Genomic DNA, 17,177 nt, shown 5'->3' on the forward strand with positions numbered 1-17,177 from the left:
AGCCTTATGAAACACGGGCTAGTCGTAGTCCCGGCCGGGGTCGCTCGTTTGATCTGGGGCCAAGGCCATAACGTGCCTTCCGCAGTCGGTTCCGAGATCTACCGTTCGGTCAATGTCGCCATCGACATGCTCGCCGAGATCGGGCCAGGTCTGGGACGCCCGCTGGTCGACACGGTGCGGGGTTCGAGGGGCCCGATCTACGCTTCGGCCGTCAGTCCGAGGTCCGGATCTGCTCCAGGTAGGTCAGAGGCTCCCGGAGGTACTCCATGAGCTCCCGCAGCGCGTCCTTCTCCGCCGTGGTGATCACGACGTCCTCCTCCGACAGGGCGCCGACGAGCTCCGTGATCGCAAGGTCCCAGGCCCCGGCGCCGGCCGCGCTCAGGACGAACGGCCGGTGATTCGGGCTGATCCTGGGTGCGAGCTGGTCGGTGATCCGGCGGCTGCGCCGGTAGTAATCGTTGACTTCCATGGGTCTCCCGTGGGTTCGGTGGCTAGGCCGGCGGGTTGGTGGTGACGCCCTCGCCGCTGAGCGGGAAGCCGCCGGAGATGCTGCCGTCCTTGTCCAAGATAACGACGCAGGTGATGCCGTCGCGGGTGCCGGTGACGCGCCAGCCGTCGCCGTGCGCCCGCGCCTGAGGGCGGCTGTCGGGGTTGGTGGCGATGCTCTTGAACCAGGCCTCGACCTGCGCCTTCGTGGTGCCGGGCGGGAAGAGCGTCTTGCCGGGCTCGGTGGAGGAGGGCTTGTGGTTGCCATTGCCCAGGCCGTCGCCGTCCCAGATCTTGTCCATCGCCCCCGCGCCCATCTCACCGAAGCGGCGCATGTCGTACCTGGCGTCGGCGAAGTCGGGGTCGTCCCAGGGGTTGGTCCTCTTGGGTACCTCGGGCTCGGATGTGTCGGCGTCCTTCGGGCGGCCCTCCTGGGCGCGCTTGATGCCGTGCTGCTGGGCTGGTCCCACGCGCTTGGGCATCATTCCGGGATTGAACTTGGGACGCTTGGGGCCATCGTCGCCACCGCCGTGCGGTGGGGTGGGGCCTGAGGGGTGCTTGTGGAGGCCCGCCACAGCGAAAAGGACCACCAGGACGGCGGTGGTTCGCAGAGCCGCCATGAGTTGTCGCATCGAGGGCCGCCTAGACGTCGAGGAGTGCGCGGAGGGCGGAGAGGCTGCTGATCAGACCCATCAGCCAGCCGAAGATGCGGCCGGTCCAGCGGACGACGGCGATCGCGAGCTGGGAGGCGACCAGCGGTGTGGCGACGCCGAGAGACAAGACCTCCTCGGCCAGCCACACCACAACCTTGGCGATGCAGTCGGCGATGAAGGCGCGCACGACCTCCCGCACCGTCTGCACCAGGGCCCCCGCGCCACGGGTCGCGGCACCGATTCCGGCGGCCGTGCCCGCGAAGATCCCGGCGACGTCGATGTTGATGGCGAGGATGTCGCGGTAGGCGTCGGCGGCAACGCCCTGCCATCCGTCGAGATCGCCGACCAGCCGCGCCTTGAGGTCCTCGGCGATGGAGAACAACTCATTGGCCATGTTGTCCCAGGTCATGGCGTGCGTCTCGATGGTCTCGGGATCACCGGCGAGCCAGTCGAGTGCCTGCTTCAGTGGCTCGACCTGCTCGATGGCCCACTCGATGCCCATCGACAGGAGCGTGCTGAACGGGTCGATGGCGATGGACGCCACGTCGAGAGCGGCGCCCATGCCCGCGATTGAGCCGTCGATCCAGCTGCCGGAGTCGATGGCGTCCTTGATGCCCTTGTAGTCGTCGGCGAGCGGCAGGCCGGTCCAGCCGTCGCGGTGCGCGGCGCTGGTCGAAGGGATGTCGGAGGTCGTGGCGACCAGTGGGTTGCTCATGAGAGGACGCCGGGCGGCTCAGGCCGCGGAGTGGAAGGAGTTGAAGCCGTCGGTGGTCGACTCCTCGGCCCGCTGGTAGGCATCGGCGGTTTTCTTGATTCCCGCGGCGAGCAGCCCGATGTTTTCGGCGAGCATCTGCACGCCCTTGTCCTGGTCCCGGTGGCGTCCCTCCAGGATGGGCGGGAAGAACTGGCAGAGCTGCCCGTAGGCATCGTCGGCCTGGAAGATGGTGCCGCTCGCGGCCTTGATGGCGGCGAAGCGGTCGTGAATGGCCCACATGGCCGTGGCGTGCGCGCGCAGGGCCTCGATGTCGACCTCGAATCCTCCGTACATCAGTAACGCCCCTCTTCGTCCTCGGTGTCGGCGGTCCGGAATCCGGCCAGCAGGGCCCGGCCGGTCGCCGAGTCGGCGCCGACCGTCTCCCGCACGACCTCGGCGGCGGCCTCGGCGAGCTTGACCCGTGCGTTGCGATAGGCGCCCATGATCGCCTGCTGGGTCTGCTCCAGGCTCATGCGCTGCACCCGCGCGGAGATCTGGACGTCCGCCATCGCCCCCGTGGAGTCGACGGTGACCTCGACGATCCCGTGGGCGTCGGTGGCCGTAACCCGTAGCGCGCGCAAGCCGGCGCCGGCAGCCTGCGTGTCGGCGGCCCGGCGCACGGCATTGGCCTGCCATGCCTCCAGGCGTTCCCGCGCATCCTCGGCGTCCAACAGCGGATTACCCATCGCGCCCCCGTTTCCGTTGCCGAGCAGGAGATTCAGAGGCGTCAGTGTAGCCGCGGCCCGCCACACCAAGATTGCCGAGCGAATGCGGCGTGATCTGGGCAATCTGGATCTCGGCGACGTGGGTGCTGATGATCGCCTTCTTCGGGCCTGCCCGACCTGGCGGCGGTGTTCGGCCCGGAGAGCGCCCACCACCTGGGCGGCCAGGTGTGAGGAGCCCGGTCAGCGCCCTCCCGGAAATCCGCAAGCGCAGCTTTCCTTGCTCCAAGATCTCTGATGGGCGAGCGGGGGAGGTGGGCTCTGGCATGCTGGCCGGATGGCGCATGATGTCGTCCGTGGCGTGGCCTGGCCGTACCCCGGCAGCCGCTTCCCGCGGCACCTCGGGGTGGTGGCCCAGCGCACGGTGCTCGAGGGCACGGAGCCGGCCAGATCGGTAGTCGATGACGCTGAGGGTGACTGGCTGGTCTCCGACGGCGTGAACGATCCGAACGGCAACGCCGTCCTGGTCTGCATGGAGCATCTGGTCGCGGCGGACGGCACGATCGCCCCACTGGCCGCGATGCCACCGGGCACCGAGGTCTGGCGGGCCAGCCCGGACGAGCCGTGGCGCATACAGCAGCACACCTACGCCGACGCGTAGGCCTCACCCGGTGGCAGTGGATCCGTTATCTGGTGTCGCGAGGTCGTGATTACTGCCTGCTCTACCTGGAGCTGAGCGCGTTTACGGGGAAGGAAGTCGATTGTGCGGAGGCCCGAAGCCGGACGATCCGAGATGCCGGGCAGCGTCCTGCTGGTGAGTTGGCTGCTGGTCCTGATTCAGCTCGTCCTGGTCAGTCAGCTTCCCGGGGAGCCGACGGGACTCCTGTATCACGACGAATCCACCGCTGCTGCTGTCCGCTTCTTCTATCCGCCCACCCTGGTGGCGCTGGTCCTCATTGGACTTGTGGTGGTGGCTGTACTGGTCTGGCCGCCGCTACTGCTTGCCGATGCCGTCGCTAGCCGGTGGGCCGGTCCCGCGTTTGGGAGGTGCGTCAAGCTGGCTGTGCTGATTACCGTCACAGCCGTTCTCGACACTGCTGCATGTGCTGCCGCCCTCCACTCCATCCGACAGGATTCTGGCCGTTCGCTGGCTGTGTGGGTCTGGCTGACTGTCTTCGCCGTGCTGCCGCTGGTAGCTGGGACGGGCCTGCTCTTCAGAGCCATTACAGAACAACCCTCCGTCAGCCTTCGCTGAAGCATCTCGGAGATGTACGACTGGTCGGCGGGTCGGGCGGAACCGCCAATTCTTCGTACCACCAGCCGTCGCCGAGGTGCTGCCCGCGCCCCACGTCCACATCTCACGTGATGCGCCAAGCCTGCTGCTAGCTTGGCTCCTCGGCGTTCCCAACATGGGAGTACACATGCCTAACGTGGTCCTCATCGCCGGGCCGGTGGTCGACCTGGCTTCTGCTGCGGCGGCGCTGGCAGACGCCATCGGCCTGCAGGTCGTCAGCGTCGGCAATATCCTTCGCGAGCACGTGCAGCAGCAGACTCCGCTGGGCGAAGAGGCGAACCGGCATATGCAGGCGGGACATCTTGTCCCAGATGACCTTATGGTCAGAGCCATCGCTGACGTGCTGGCCGACGTCGACGGTGGCTGGGTGCTGTACAACTTCCCTCGCAGGAGCCGTCAGGCTGAGTTGCTGGCGCAGAGCGGCCATGTTCCCGACACCGTGATCGAACTTGTCCTGACCGAGGACCAACTTCACCTCGCCGCTCACCGCCGGGTGGAACGTCAGATCGAACTGCACCCCCAGCGAGCGGAGCGGCGCCATGAACTCTTGCTCATGTACTCACATGCCCAGGAGAACCACCAGGAGCAAGTCGAGCCGCTACGTGTTTACTACCGGGCCCATGGCCTGTTGCGAACCGTCAGTGGCTTCGGTGATTTTGAGGACGTAGCAACCAGGCTGATCCCGATCGTCTCCGACGGTCAACGCCCCCGGTCAGATCGGGCAGAGTAGGCCAGATGCTGGCCGTGTCGGGTCTCAGGACCTGCGGGACAGATCAGTCTCGGGACGTGGGTGACACGTCCGGCTAGACGATCTTCGGTTCAGGGCAGCGCTTGGGCATGCCCTGGTTACTCGGGGTTCGCAAGAACTTCGATGTGGATCGGTTCTTGGCTGTTGAGGTAGAGAACGTAGCCCGCTTCTTGGTCCTCGATCGCGTCGACAGGAATCACCTCAAGCGCGTAGTCCGGCCGGGGTAGGAATCCGAAGTCGGCGGGAGGATCGAACCTCTCGATGGAGGTCACCCGCACCTCCGTCGGTGGGATGCCCACGAAGCAAGGGTCACCGATTTGAAGCTCGGAGGGGTCGGGCTCCAGTCGCCAGGGTGTGTTGTGCCAGCCGTGAGCATCAGGGTCACGAGGGAAACCCACGGTGCCGTCCCATGAGTTGGTTGACTCGGGGTCGGCCTTCGCCCATGGCCAGTTGATGAGCAGGCGCTGGGAGGTGGTGCTGACGACCAGCGCGTCGAACGCCTCGGCTGAGATCAGGAGCAGGTCGCCGACGGTGTAACCGAGCGCCTTCGTCAACCTGGTGCTATCCATGGTCTGATCTGCCAGTTACCTTGCTCCAGCTCATAAGCGACAAAGCTAGGAATGGACCTCTGGGGCGTCAAGCCTCCCCCGGGTGCTGCGGGTGCGGGTCGCGCGAGCGTTCGAGTTTGCGGACCTTGAACGGCCAGCCGCGCAGCGCTACCGCGGGCGCCAGGTCGAGGCTTACGACGACTCCTGCAACGGCCATACCTCGACCACACCGTGCGCGACGGCGCAAGGCGTACGCGAGGCGATGCCGATGGCCTCGGCCAGCGTAGCTGCTTCGATGATGGCGAAACCGGCTACGGGAAGCGGGGAGGACATGAAGGGCCCGTCCTCCGTGGTCACTCCGGCCGCGTCGTGGTTCCGCACCTGCACGGGCTGGCCGGCGACGCCCATGTCGACCCCGTCCTGGCGCAGTCGAGCGTCATGCGCATGCGCCGCGTCCCGCACGACTGCGTCGGTGCGGTCGTAGCCCGCTTGGTCGCCGTACCCGATGGTCACAAACTTCGCCACAGCAACTCCTTCCGTACCGGGATCGTCGACCGATACCGACCCTTCCCGCCCATGAATCATCGCCGCGGGAATCGGTGTTCGCACGTTCGCCCGCTGATGTCGTGATCCGTGCTCGGACGTCGCGGTCAGTTGACCGACGACCGGGCCGCGCCGCCTTACAGTCCCGACCGACGGCCTTGCCGAGGATCGGGATCGACATAGACGGCGGTTGACATGCCCTGTCGCCTGCCATACCGTTCCAACGAATCGATTCGACGAAGTAGATCCGCCGTGAACCGCAGTTGCTCTGCTGGCCGGCGGGGTGCGGTCCACCGTTGTCGTGTCGCGCCAACTCGCGGCCGCGGACGGCGGCTCCACGCTCTCCTCTGAGCCACACGTCTCTCCACCCCCCTTCACCGCGCTGAGCGGACAGTCCCGCGAATCGACACACAGAGGAGACGTCAGGTGTACGTCCCACGAATGCATGGCGCGTTCAGGCGCGGCGTTCTCGCCGCGGTGCTTGTCCTCACGTCCGGGCTCGCGGTGTCACCCGCCCGTCCGGCCCTCGCCGCCAACGAATCCATCAGCGTCAACTTCGCAACGACGACCGGTACGCCGACCTACCGGGCATCCGGCTGGATCTACGGCATGACCGAGGACGGCGTGAACCCGCCGGACAACTTCTTCCGGGATGTGAAGTTTCAGGCCATGCGGGCCGGCGGAGCACAGTTGCCCGGTGGCGGTTGGGTCGGCGGCGGCTACGACCGGCGGTGGAATGCCACGCGCGCGCAAGCGCAGCGTACGGCGGCGCTCGGCGGAAAGTTCGTGCTGCTCAATCACGACCTCTGGGGCGCCGACGGTGCATCGATCAGCCGGTTCCCCGGCGACAACGGGGACTGGACGGACTACGACAGGTTCCTGAATCGTCTGTTCAACGACGTGCAGGCGGCCGGGCTCACGGTCGAGTGGGACATCTGGAACGAGCCGAACATCACGCTCTTCTGGAACCGGCCCCAGTCGCAGTACTTCGAGCTGTGGAAGCGAACCTACCAGCGAATCCGTGCCACCTTCCCCACCATGCTGATCGTGGGGCCCAGCTTCGCCGGCGTGCCGTCGACCGGCGGCTGGTGGACGCAGTACCTGGACTACGTCAAGGCAAACAACGTCGTGCCGGACATCATCAGCTGGCACTCGTTGCCTGGCGATCCGGTGTCGAACGTCGCCACGGCCAACCAGACGCTGGACTCACGCGGCATCGCACACCAGCGGCCGTACCAGATCAACGAGTACGGCGCAGCGAACGAGCAGAACCCGGGCGGCGGAGCGTGGTACATCGCTCGCCTTGAGCGCGCGGGCGCCGACGGCCTTCGCGCGAACTGGGCCGGCGGTCAGAACCTGCACAACGACCTGGCCAGCCTGCTCACCCGCAACGCGGCCGGGCAGTACCAGACCAAGGGTGAGTGGTGGGTGTACGACTTTTACGCCTCGCAGACCGGCCAGATCGTGTCGGTCACCCCGAGCGGGTCGTACGACGCGTTCGCCACCAAGACGGCCGGCTCCGCGAAGGTCCTCGTCGGCGGCAGTCGCACGACCGGCAACGTAGCGGTCAACCTGCAGCGGCTCGACTCGACCAGCGGCATCGTGCAGAACAACCAGGTTCGGGTGCTGGTGCAGCGCATCCCCTACAACGGGGGTGGGGCCGTGGGGGGCCCGGTGACGGTGCAGGACAGCGTGGTGACGCTGTCGGGCAACGCGGCCACGGTCAACGTGTCGCACACCACGATCGAGGACACGTACACGATCACGGTGCTGCCGCCGTCGACCAGCAGCGGCGGTCAGGCGCAGCTGATTGTCGGCGGGCAGTCCGGTCGCTGCGTGGACGTGCCGAACTCCAGCACGACGAATGGCATCCAGGTGCAGTTGTGGGACTGCAGCGGGCAGAGCAACCAGCGCTTCACCTACACCTCGGGCAAGCAACTGCAGGTGTACGGCAACAAGTGCCTCGATGCCAACGCCCAGGGCACCAGCAACGGAACCCAGGTGATCATCTGGGACTGCAACGGGCAGAGCAACCAGCAATGGAACGTCAACGCCAACGGCACGATCACCGGCGTGCAGTCCGCGCTCTGTCTCGACGCCAACGCCGCCGCCACCGCCAACGGCACAAAGATCATCCTCTGGGCCTGCAATGGCGGCGCCAACCAGCAATGGAGCCTGCGCAACTGAGGCAACCCGCGGGTTCGGGACGTCGTCGCCCAGAAAACCGTAGCCCCGTTTCCGGTCCCGGCCGGGGACGGGGCTACGGCGTACCAGCTGGTCATGGTGCGGTTGCGGCACTCCGTTCGACGTGGGCCGCGGCGAGGATCAGGTAGGCGCTGGCGGTCCAGGTGTAGGCGCGGTCGCGCAGTCCGATGCCGGTGTGCGCGTCGAAGTTCTCGGCGAATCCGGACCGTTCGCACAGCCGTCGAAAGCGACTACTGATGTCGTCGGCGAGGTCGGCGTACCCGGCGCGGCGAAGGCCATCCTCGATCAGGACGGTGGAGGGCGCCCAGATCGGGCCGCGCCAGTAGCCGTCGGCCACGTAGGACGGCGACGCGGGTTGCTCGGTCGCGGGTCCGAAGGCCGTGAGGTGGGTCCGGATCCGCGTTGCCAGGGCCTGGCGCATGGTGGCCGGCAGGTCGTCGCCGAGCGTGATGGCCATGAGATCGAGCAGACTTTCGCTGGTCCAGGTGCGACCGGTGGTGGGGCTGCGGGCCGCGAACCGTTCGCCTTCCCAGAGGCGGTCGAGCATGGCGGCCCAGACCTCTTCGGCCGTTGCCGTCCAGCGGGTCGCGTCGTCGTCACGGCCGAGGGCCGTCGCGAGGTCGGCGAGTTCCCGTAGCTGCAGGACGAGGAAGGCCGCGAGGTCGGCACTCTGCACGACGCGCTCCGGGTCGAACGTGGTGGCGTTGTCCCAGCCGCTGTCGTTGCCGTGCTGATAGTGCGGAAGTTGCTCGCCCGGAGCGCGGCGGGTGTCGAGCCAGAACCTGGTCCAGCGGCCGAGAGCTTCGTAGCTGGCTGCCAGTTCCGTGACGTCGACGTGCCGTAGCCGTCGGCGTAACTGCTGGAGCGCCCAGCCGTGAATGGGTGGCTTGACGAAGTTGTAGAGCACCTCGGAATGGGTGATCGAGTCGGGCAGGGCGCCGGCGGGGTCCTGGTGGTCGAAGGCGACGCGGAATTGGTGCCAGGCAAGCTCGGGCAGGCCGTCGGCGAGCGCGAGGGCGTTGAAGCAGTGGTCCCAGCTCCAGACCTTGTCCATCCAGTGCTTGGACATGAGCACCGCGGGACGGGTGACGAACCCGGCGGGACGGACGGTTGCCGACCACAGGACGTAGGCCGCCAGCTCGGCCGCCGGCGTCTCCGGGCCGCGCCAGGGCGCCACGGCCTCGAGGAAGGCGGTGAACTCCCCCTCGGCAGCCTTGATGACCTGCTCGAACGTGAGGTTGCTTCGGTAGGGCGGACGCCCGGCGTCGTACTCCTCGATCGCCACCTCCCACGGCTCGTCGTCGTCGACGCTGATGCCCCGTTCGCCGGTGCCCAGGAGCTGCACGCCCGTGCCGTCGGCGGTGCCGAGGAGCACGGTGACCCGATATCGGCGGCCGGTGCCGTAGTCGGTGAACACGTGTGCGCCGTCGACCGGGTCCCGGTAGCAGTACGTGCCGCTGAACGGGGTCAGCGTCGGGTGAGCGGCGCGGATCGTCATGCCGAGCCCATGGCCGCGCAGCCGGACCGTGTCGACCGTCTCGTAGGCGAGCTCCACCCGGCCCCGGTCATCGGTCCAGGTCAGCAGCGACGGTGACGCGGACACGGTCGTCTCCACCTCGGCACCGGCCCGTACCGGCACGAGCGTCAGGACGGCGTGCAGGCCCGTCTGGTGCGACACCAGGTGCAGGTGTTCGGCATAGGTCTCCTCGGCGATGACCGGCGAAATGCCGAACCAGGAGCCTGCGTAGCTGAACGGAATGTGCTGCACGGAGAAGACGGGGCCCACGGGGCTGCTCATGCTGCGGCTCACTCTCTCGGACGGGTCAGTCCTTGATCGCACCGGTGGTGACTCCGGCGGTGACGTACCGCTGCGCGACGACGAGCATCACGGCGGCCGGGATCGACGCGACGACGGCCGTGGCCATAATGGCATTCCACTGCTGGTTGTTGTTTCCGATGTACTGGTAGATGCCAAGAGTGATGGGCCGCAGCCGGCCGCCGCTGTCGAGCGTGCTGGCGAAGACGAAGTCCGACCACGCCCAGAGGAACGCGAACAGGGAAACCGTCACGATGGCGTTGCGGCTGATGGGGAGCACGATGGACCAGAAGGTGCGCAGGGTCCCCGCACCGTCGGTGTATGCGGCTTGCAGCAGGTCCTCCGGGATGCCGGACATGAACGCGGCGAAGACCAGCACGGCGAACGGCACGGCGATGGTGGAGTCGGCGAGGATCAGGCCGGGCCACGCGTTGAGCAGGCCGAGGTTGAGGTAGATGGCGTAGAAGCCCATTGCCATGATGATGCCCGGAATCATCTGCGCGGCCAGGAGCACGAAGCTCAGCAGACCACCCCCGCGGGGCCGCAGCTTTGCCAGGGCGTAGCCGGCCGGCGCAGCGAGCACGATGGTGAGGGCGACGGTGCCGAGGCCGATGAGAAGACTTGTGCCGAGGTAGGGCAGCTGCTGCTTGAGCACGGCCCGGTACCCGTCGAACGTCGGGTCGACGGGGAACAGCATCGGCGGCTGCCTGCGCATGTCGTGGTCGCGGGTCAACGACACGTTGACCATCCAGTACCCAGGGAAGAGCATCACCGCGGTGAACAGCAGCCCGAGCAGGGTTCGCCACCGGCTTGTCCAACGGTTCATGGCCGCCTCTGCTTCCGTTGCGTCCGGATGTAGAGCAGGCTCAAGGCCATTGCCAGGAGGATGAGCAGGTTGCCCACCGCGGCGCCGCGGCCGAACTGGGGCACCAGGTTGCCGAAGCCGAGGCGATAGGACCAGGTGGCGAATGTGGTCGAGGAGTCCACCGGCCCGCCTCTGGTCATGATCCAGATAATGTCGAAGACCTTCAGCGTGTACACGAGGCCGAGCAGCAGTGTGATGGCGGACACCGGACGCAGCAGTGGGAACGTCATCCGCCAGAACTGCTGCCAGCCGGTCGCTCCGTCCAGCGCTGCGGCCTCGTACAGCTCACCGGGGATGGCCTGCAGACCGCTGTAGAGCACGACGAGGTTGAACGGGATGCCGATCCAGACATTCGCGATGATCACCGAGACGAGCGACCAGTCGGGCGAGGTGAGCCAGTTGACGGGGCCGACGCCGAACATCGACAGCGCAGCGTTGACGATGCCGGAGTCGCTGTTGAGCATCCATGACCACGTCGAGGCGGACACGATCAGCGGGAGCAGCCACGGCACCAGGAAGAGCGCGCGCAGCGTCGCCGACAGGCGGAAGTGGCGGTTGAAGAACACCGCCAAGGCCAGGCCGGCGGCGAACTGGAAGACCAGTGACGCCACGGTGAAGAGGGCCGTGTGGCCCAACGCCGGGCCGAAGGTCGGGTCGTCAAACACCTCGCGGTAGTTGTCCAGGCCGCTGAACGGCGCGTCGCCCTGCACGAACGAGCGGACGGTGTAGTGCCGCACGCTCAGGTCGACGTTGCGGTACAGGGGGTAGGCGTAGAAGGCGGCGAGGTAGACGACCACCGGTGCCAGGAATGCCCATCCGACCCACCTCGTCGTGCGTGCCCGGCCCGGGCCTCTCCTGGCCGGGGCCGAGGGCGGGACGGCCCGGGCCGTCCCGCCCTCGGCACGCACAGCCACCCGTGCGTTCGTGGGCTGTGTCGTACGGTCCATGAGGCGGATCGGCCTACTTCGTCGCCGCTGCGGCCGTCGCCTGCGCGGCGGCGAGCGCGTCGGCCGGAGACTTCGACCCGCTCAGCGCGCCCTGAACGGCGGTCCACAGCGGCTCGGAGATCTTCGGGTACCTGGTGCCGAGCTCATCGCTGGTGCGGCCTTTGGCGGCCTTCACCGCCTCGACCCACACCTTCAGCTCGGGGTTGGCCGCCACCTGCTTGTCCTGCACCGCCGAGGTCGGCGCGACATAGTTGAGCGTGCTGACGGTGGTGTAGGAGTTTTCGGTGTTGGTCAGGCACTGCACCAGCTTCTTGCTGGTGTCGTAGCGGCCGGTCGCCTTCTGCACCGGAATGCTGACGAACTCGCCGCCGGTCGGCGCCGCCGCGGTGCCGCCATCGCGACCCGGGACCGGGATGATGCCGTACTCGAAGCCGGCCTTTTTTGCGTTCCCCAGCTGCCAGGTGCCGTTCTCGGCGAACGCGTACTCGCCGGTGGCAAACTCCTGCCAGCTCGTCGTCTGAGTGTTGTTGATGACGGAGTTGGGCGCGTAGCCCTGCTTGAGCCAGTCGGTCCACAACCGCAGCGACGCGACCGCCTCCGGCGAGTCGAGCTTGCGCAGGTCCGCGCCGGATCCCCAGAACCACGGCAGGAACTGGAAGCTGCCCTCTTCCGTACCGATGCCGGAGAAGGTGATGCCCTTCTTGCCGGCCGCTATCACCTTGCCCAGCGCCGCGGTCAGCGACGCCCAGTCCTTGACGCTGCCGATGTCCACGCCCGCCGCCCGCAGCACCGCCTTGTTGTAGTACAAGGCCAGGGTATTGGCGCCGATCGGCACTCCGTACGACTTGCCGCCGATCGTTCCGGCCGCGATCAGGTTCGGCGAGATGGCGCTGACGTCGAGCTTGTTCTCCTGAGTGGTCGTCAGCACCCCGGCCTCGGCGAGCGTGGACACGACCGGATTGTCAACGATGAGCACGTCGGGGGAGTTGCCCTGCTGCGCGGCCAGCAGCGCCTTGTTGGTCAGGTCGCTGGTGTCGTAGGCGGTGCGCTTGATGCTCACGCCGGCGTCCGTACCGCACTTGGTCAGCAGTTGCACCCACGCGGAGCCGTCGTCGTACTGCGGATACGGATCCCAGATCGTGTAGCTGCTGCCGCCGGAGGAGCCATCCCCGGGAGCGTCCGACGACGAGCAGGCGGTTGTGCCGGCGGTGACGGCAAGAGAGATCAAGGTGGCGCCGAGGACGCGGCGCCCGGTACGGAGCAAGGTCATGGTGGCCCTCCGCGAGGTAGGGATGTCGGGCTGTCGCTAGCCGCGCCAGTCGGGCATAAGGGACAGTGGGGCTCGACGGTGGAGCAACAACCGCTGCGCACCAGAGTGGGGCTGCCCGCACGAGCACAGGCCGGTATGTGCCTGGTGACGAAGGCGGTTGAACGGGGGCGGAGCGAATCGGTTCGACCGAAACATAGGCGTGTTCTTCGGGTCGGTCAAGGGTGGTGGCGGCAGCTCGCAATACGGCTCAACGCTGGGAAGCGCGGTCGGCCGGCGCAGCGCTGGGATCGGAGCAGGCCGATCTTCCGGTGGACGAACCGATTCGGTCCGGCGTACCTCGCGGTGCCCGGGACCCGGTACCGTCCATACGGTGCGGCGTTGCCGCAGGGCGGGCCGGCGGCTGGTGAGGGAGCAGGAATGAACATCGGAGAGATCGCCCGCCGGGCGGGTGTGTCGCGAAGCACGGTGTCATACACGCTCACCGGAAAGCGACGGGTGTCCGAGGAAACCCGTCGACGCATCCAAGCGGTCATCGACGAACTCGGCTACCGGCCCAACGCCAGCGCCCGAGCCTTGAAAGAGGGCCGGACCCGAACTCTCGGTCTGGTCATCCCCCCGGCGAGCCAGCGGTTGACCGAGATGCAGCTCGCGTTCGTCGCCAGCATCGTGGAGGCGGCCGCCCGAGCGGATTTCGACGTGTTGTTGTCCCCGTCCGGCGGCGACCACGAGCGCTCGTTCGAACGGGTCGTCACCGGTCGCCGCGTCGACGGCGTCATCTTGATGGAGATAAGACTCGAGGACGACCGGGTCACCCGGCTGCAAAAGGTCGGCCTGCCCTTCGTCACCATCGGCCGCACCCGCGATGCCGAGCACATGTGGTGTGTCGACATCGACTACGCGACGCTCGTCTCGCGCTGCGTGCACCACCTCGCCGACCTCGGCCACCGGAACATCGCCCTCGTCAACCGCTCCACCGAGCTCGTCGCCGCCGGCTACGGCCCCGGCCACCGCGCCCTCACCGGCTTCACTGACGCCGTCGCTGAACGGAACGTGACCGGGGTCGACATATGTTGCGCCGACGACGCACCAGCCGGCGAGGCCTGCGTGGAACAGCTGCGCGATGGCCATCGCGAGGTGACCGCGCTGGTCACCGTCAACGAGGCCGCGCTGCCGGGCATCCAACGCGGCCTGGAACGCGCCGGCCTGCGAGTGCCCCGCGACTTCTCCGTCGCCGGCGTGGCCGCGCGGCACTGGGCTGAGGACTTCCGGCCGCCGATGACCGCAGTCGACGTTCCCACCCACGACATGGGCGCTCAGGCCGTCGAGCTCCTGCTGGAACGCCTCGCGAACCCACAGGCGCACCCGCGCCACATCCTGCACGCCCCACCCGTGTCGTTGCGCGCCACCACAGGCCCCGCCCCCACGCGGTGACTCCGGGCTGCGCCGAACCGATTCGCGAAGATCTCATTGGGACGCGTCGCGTCAACGTCCCACTCGCGCTGTTACGCGGGCGGGCGTTCTCCCGGGGTAGGCAGTTGGGTCAGGTGGCGCGGCCGACCGCGGCCCACGCTGAAGCCGTGACGTCGAAGGACCCTGGCCGGGACAACAACGACGCGCACCGGTCGCGCAACTCGCCACGGCGCCGCGTGTCGAGCCGTTGCACGTAGTCGCCGGCCGGACCGACCCCCAGCATGAACGGCTCCCACCACTCGTCGAAGCTTCCAAATCGCGCCGTGACCGTGAGTACGGTCGATTCGATGCCGCTCAGCCCGGCCGTCCTGAACAACTCGGCGAGATGACCCGCCCGACCACCGGCCAGGCTGGACTCGTCGCGCGCCTGCGGGTCGAGATCCACCACAGCCCGCCAGAACAGGGACATCGGGCTACGGTTGCCCGCGTGATCCCATACGCACGCGGCGACCACGCCTCCCGGACGCGTCACCCGCGCCATCTCGCGTAGCCCTGCCACCGGGTCAGCCATGAAATGCACGACAAGCTGAGCCATGGTGACGTCGAAGCGGTCGTCGGGAAACGGCAGTTTCTCCGCCGTGGCCTGTCGGACATCCACCAGCGGAAACCGCGAGCGGACAGCGGATACGAAGGCGGTCGACGGGTCGACGGCGGACACCGCCTCGGCCCCGAGCTGCGCGACCAGTCGCGACGTCAACGCGCCGGTCCCGCAGCCCACATCCAGCGCACGACCCCCCTGCGAGAGGCCGGCGAGCGCGACGAAACCATCGGCAAGAGGCTCGGAATACCTGCCGATGAAGCGGCCGTACGCATCCACACCAACCTCGAAACTCACCGAGGCATGCTAACGCCGAAGAGGATCCCCGGGATGATCAAGGAGTTTGCGTCCGCACCGGGCGCGACAGGGGACGCAAACTCCTTGATCGACGAGGGGCGGCCGGGTGGGAGGCGCGTCAGCGTCGGCCCGCGAGCCACGCCCGCTCGCTGACCGCCAACGCCCGGCTCGCCTCCTCGTGCACGTCGGGCGGCAACTCCAGGGCCATCAGCCTGGTGCTGCGTTCGGTGAGCAGGTCCACCCACTGGTGGCCGGCCGGGGTGAGGCTGAGCGCCCGCCGCAGCTCGCCGATCCCTCGATCGACCTGGAGGCGAACCAGTGCGACCTGCCGCGTGGCCCCATCTGCGAGCGTTGGATGCTCGCGCAAGCTGGCCCAGACCTCGCCGACGGCGGTGAAGGCGTACACGCCCTGCAAGAGTCCGCTGATCGGTCGTGGACCCGCGCGCCAGGGCGCGAAGTAGCGCATCGGATCGGTGTCGTCGAACAACCTGACAAGTGTCAGCAGGCCGCTCAGTTTGCTGTGCTGGAACTCGTGCACCATGGTGACCGCGAGGTCCGCGGGCGTCAGCTCGAGACTGGCCGCGAACGCGCCGAACCCGTCGGTGTGGGTGACGCTGTGCTGTCCGTCGCCGTAGTCGGCCAGCGGCACGAAGATCCGCAGCCCGGCCGCCAGTTCGACGGCGTACCCGGGCGCGAACGTGGTCAGCAGTCGCCACGCCTCGGCCAGGTTGGCCGACCACGAGGCGAAGGCGGCCTCCGTCAGCCGGGGCGACGTACGGCGCCCGTAGCAGTCGCGGTACGGGTCGATGTCGTCCACCGCGAGACGCAGGTTGAGGCTCTGCTGGGTGGCCTCGGCTCGGCGTAGCGGCAGCCAGTCCGGACCGGACCGGTCGAACCGGGACCGCGGTCGCCGGCCAGTCCGCCACACGCCCGCGCCCGGCACCGGAACGACGCCCAGGTGTCCGGCTGGCACCCGGGCGACGCCCCCGGTGGCCAGCGTGGCGGCCAGCGCCGCGTACGGAAGATAGTCGGGACGGTCGGTGGCGCCGCCGCGTAGCCGCTGGACCGCCCAGACGCTCAGCCACGGGTGGGCGAGGACAGCGTTCACGGCAGACCGGCACGTCCGTTGTGCCCCCGCGAGCGACATGGCCGCCCGGGCAAGGGTCGGATCCCCACCGGCCAGCCACTTCACCAGCAGCATGGCGCGGCTCAGCTGGGCGGCCTGGAGGGTGGCGATGCCGTCGACCGCGGAGTGCCCGGCGGCCAGTTGGGCGAACTGCGGGGCGGTCAGTCGGACGGAGTTGCTGAATCGAGGAAGCTGTTCCATCCGGCGAGTCGCACCTCCCTCGAGGTGCGCAACATGGTTGTCAGCTCCAGGATCCGCGCCGACAGGTCTGGATCGTCGTCGGTGAGCAGCCGGCTCAGGCTCTCGGCGGTCACGTCCGGCAGATCGAGATGGTCCGGTACGGCCGATTCATCGCTCATTTGCACCCCAGCTAGCGTAGGCACCGTAACGATTCTCGCATGTCACGCACACCGTCGGGTGATGGTTTCCTGCGGCCTCGATGGCGACCATGGGAGTGTCCGAAGTCGAGCAGGGGAGGTCCGGTGGACACGGAGCCGGGTGACACGGCGGTGCAGGCGGCGTACGCGTTGGAGGTCGCCGACGGCTCATACCAGTGGTACATGGCGGCGGCGAAACGGTCCCGCTACGCCTACCGGACCGCCGAGCTGTCCGCGGTGGGGCTGTCCGCCGCGATTCCGCTCGCGGCGGTACTCGCGCCGAGTCTGCCGCAGATCCCCGCGGTGCTCGGGTCGGCGCTGGTGGTGGTGGCCGGATTCCGGGCGGTGTTCCATTGGCAGGAGAACTACCTGCGGTTCAGCCAGGCGCGGGAGGCGGTTGAGGCGCAGCGCCGACTCTTCCGGGTTGGCGCCTACCCGTACCACGACCCGGCCACCCGGGCGGCCGAACTGCTCAAGGCGGTGACGCGGATCGAGGGTGACGAAATGACGCAGTGGACACAGATCGCCCAGGAGCGATTCGAGCAGGGCCGGTCGCTGCCCCGCTGAATCCGACGGGC

Annotated in this window: 20 protein-coding genes; 6 read left to right on the plus strand and 14 right to left on the minus strand. The window is 68.0% G+C overall.

The annotated features are described in order from the left end of the window. Positions 1 to 211: 211 nt before the first annotated feature. From LQ51_RS20665 to LQ51_RS20685, 5 genes are all read right to left on the minus strand, one after another. Positions 212 to 469 carry a hypothetical protein gene (locus LQ51_RS20665; protein WP_046568171.1) on the minus strand — a complete coding sequence of 86 codons (258 nt, stop codon included), beginning with the start codon at positions 467 to 469 and terminating at the stop codon, positions 212 to 214. A gap of 22 nt (positions 470 to 491) precedes the next feature. Continuing rightward, complete coding sequence (locus tag LQ51_RS20670; protein ID WP_046568172.1) at positions 492 to 971, minus strand: EndoU domain-containing protein; 480 nt, start codon at positions 969 to 971, stop codon at positions 492 to 494. A 157-nt stretch (positions 972 to 1,128) separates the two neighbouring features. Then, positions 1,129 to 1,854, minus strand: coding sequence for a WXG100 family type VII secretion target (locus LQ51_RS20675; RefSeq protein WP_046568174.1), 726 nt, complete (start codon positions 1,852 to 1,854; stop codon positions 1,129 to 1,131). A gap of 18 nt (positions 1,855 to 1,872) precedes the next feature. Then, positions 1,873 to 2,187 carry a type VII secretion target gene (locus LQ51_RS20680; protein WP_046568177.1) on the minus strand — a complete coding sequence of 105 codons (315 nt, stop codon included), beginning with the start codon at positions 2,185 to 2,187 and terminating at the stop codon, positions 1,873 to 1,875. Beyond that, positions 2,187 to 2,579 carry a YbaB/EbfC family nucleoid-associated protein gene (locus tag LQ51_RS20685; RefSeq protein WP_046568179.1) on the minus strand — a complete coding sequence of 131 codons (393 nt, stop codon included), beginning with the start codon at positions 2,577 to 2,579 and terminating at the stop codon, positions 2,187 to 2,189. The genes LQ51_RS20680 and LQ51_RS20685 overlap by 1 nt, the downstream gene beginning before the upstream one ends. A gap of 313 nt (positions 2,580 to 2,892) precedes the next feature. Here LQ51_RS20685 and LQ51_RS20690 point away from each other — a divergent pair, with 313 nt between their 5' ends. The 3 genes from LQ51_RS20690 to LQ51_RS32235 all read left to right on the plus strand — a co-directional run bounded on the left by LQ51_RS20690 (position 2,893) and on the right by LQ51_RS32235 (position 4,579). Further along, positions 2,893 to 3,216: a hypothetical protein gene (locus LQ51_RS20690; protein WP_156313182.1), complete on the plus strand. Its 324-nt coding sequence runs from the start codon at positions 2,893 to 2,895 to the stop codon at positions 3,214 to 3,216. Between the two features lie 153 nt (positions 3,217 to 3,369). Continuing rightward, the gene (locus LQ51_RS20695) at positions 3,370 to 3,810 is read left to right on the plus strand and encodes a hypothetical protein (protein ID WP_156313183.1); all 441 of its coding nucleotides are present in this window, start codon (positions 3,370 to 3,372) and stop codon (positions 3,808 to 3,810) included. A gap of 166 nt (positions 3,811 to 3,976) precedes the next feature. Continuing rightward, positions 3,977 to 4,579, plus strand: a complete 603-nt coding sequence (locus LQ51_RS32235) for a nucleoside monophosphate kinase (protein WP_197087858.1) — start codon at positions 3,977 to 3,979, stop codon at positions 4,577 to 4,579. Positions 4,580 to 4,695: 116 nt separating this feature from the next. Here the strand turns inward: LQ51_RS32235 and LQ51_RS20705 are convergent, their stop codons facing one another. Together LQ51_RS20705 and LQ51_RS20710 are read right to left on the minus strand one after the other, a co-directional pair. Continuing rightward, entirely contained in the window at positions 4,696 to 5,151 is a 456-nt protein-coding gene (locus tag LQ51_RS20705; RefSeq protein ID WP_156313185.1) for a hypothetical protein, read from the minus strand. Positions 5,152 to 5,337: 186 nt separating this feature from the next. Next, positions 5,338 to 5,670 (minus strand): YciI family protein, encoded by a 333-nt coding sequence (locus tag LQ51_RS20710; protein ID WP_046568186.1) that lies wholly within the window; start codon positions 5,668 to 5,670, stop codon positions 5,338 to 5,340. A 459-nt stretch (positions 5,671 to 6,129) separates the two neighbouring features. Between LQ51_RS20710 and LQ51_RS20715 the strand changes: the two genes are divergently transcribed. After that, positions 6,130 to 7,875, plus strand: coding sequence for an RICIN domain-containing protein (locus LQ51_RS20715; protein ID WP_052745004.1), 1,746 nt, complete (start codon positions 6,130 to 6,132; stop codon positions 7,873 to 7,875). A 91-nt stretch (positions 7,876 to 7,966) separates the two neighbouring features. Here the strand turns inward: LQ51_RS20715 and LQ51_RS20720 are convergent, their stop codons facing one another. The 4 genes from LQ51_RS20720 to LQ51_RS20735 form a co-directional block, all read right to left on the minus strand. Continuing rightward, positions 7,967 to 9,691: an amylo-alpha-1,6-glucosidase gene (locus LQ51_RS20720; RefSeq protein WP_046568190.1), complete on the minus strand. Its 1,725-nt coding sequence runs from the start codon at positions 9,689 to 9,691 to the stop codon at positions 7,967 to 7,969. 25 nt (positions 9,692 to 9,716) lie between these two features. Beyond that, positions 9,717 to 10,535, minus strand: a complete 819-nt coding sequence (locus LQ51_RS20725) for a carbohydrate ABC transporter permease (protein WP_046568192.1) — start codon at positions 10,533 to 10,535, stop codon at positions 9,717 to 9,719. Then, positions 10,532 to 11,371 carry a carbohydrate ABC transporter permease gene (locus LQ51_RS20730; protein WP_231605814.1) on the minus strand — a complete coding sequence of 280 codons (840 nt, stop codon included), beginning with the start codon at positions 11,369 to 11,371 and terminating at the stop codon, positions 10,532 to 10,534. The genes LQ51_RS20725 and LQ51_RS20730 overlap by 4 nt, the downstream gene beginning before the upstream one ends. 163 nt (positions 11,372 to 11,534) lie before the next feature. Further along, positions 11,535 to 12,791: a sugar ABC transporter substrate-binding protein gene (locus tag LQ51_RS20735; RefSeq protein ID WP_046568196.1), complete on the minus strand. Its 1,257-nt coding sequence runs from the start codon at positions 12,789 to 12,791 to the stop codon at positions 11,535 to 11,537. 417 nt (positions 12,792 to 13,208) lie between these two features. Between LQ51_RS20735 and LQ51_RS20740 the strand changes: the two genes are divergently transcribed. Next, complete coding sequence (locus LQ51_RS20740; RefSeq protein WP_046568199.1) at positions 13,209 to 14,222, plus strand: LacI family DNA-binding transcriptional regulator; 1,014 nt, start codon at positions 13,209 to 13,211, stop codon at positions 14,220 to 14,222. Between the two features lie 109 nt (positions 14,223 to 14,331). On the opposite strand, the gene LQ51_RS20745 is transcribed toward LQ51_RS20740, so the two are convergent. From LQ51_RS20745 to LQ51_RS32905, 3 genes are all read right to left on the minus strand, one after another. Next, positions 14,332 to 15,096 (minus strand): class I SAM-dependent methyltransferase, encoded by a 765-nt coding sequence (locus tag LQ51_RS20745; protein ID WP_046568201.1) that lies wholly within the window; start codon positions 15,094 to 15,096, stop codon positions 14,332 to 14,334. Between the two features lie 118 nt (positions 15,097 to 15,214). Then, positions 15,215 to 16,423, minus strand: a complete 1,209-nt coding sequence (locus LQ51_RS20750) for an aKG-HExxH-type peptide beta-hydroxylase (RefSeq protein WP_046568203.1) — start codon at positions 16,421 to 16,423, stop codon at positions 15,215 to 15,217. Then, positions 16,384 to 16,581 carry a hypothetical protein gene (locus tag LQ51_RS32905; protein ID WP_156313186.1) on the minus strand — a complete coding sequence of 66 codons (198 nt, stop codon included), beginning with the start codon at positions 16,579 to 16,581 and terminating at the stop codon, positions 16,384 to 16,386. Before LQ51_RS32905 ends, LQ51_RS20750 begins: the two co-directional genes overlap by 40 nt. A 123-nt stretch (positions 16,582 to 16,704) precedes the next feature. Here LQ51_RS32905 and LQ51_RS20755 point away from each other — a divergent pair, with 123 nt between their 5' ends. Next, on the plus strand, positions 16,705 to 17,166 hold the full coding sequence (locus LQ51_RS20755; protein WP_046568205.1) for a DUF4231 domain-containing protein: 462 nt from the start codon (positions 16,705 to 16,707) through the stop codon (positions 17,164 to 17,166). Positions 17,167 to 17,177 lie beyond the last annotated feature (11 nt).

This window comes from Micromonospora sp. HK10 (assembly GCF_000982955.1).
Taxonomy (GTDB): Bacteria; Actinomycetota; Actinomycetes; order Mycobacteriales; family Micromonosporaceae; genus Micromonospora.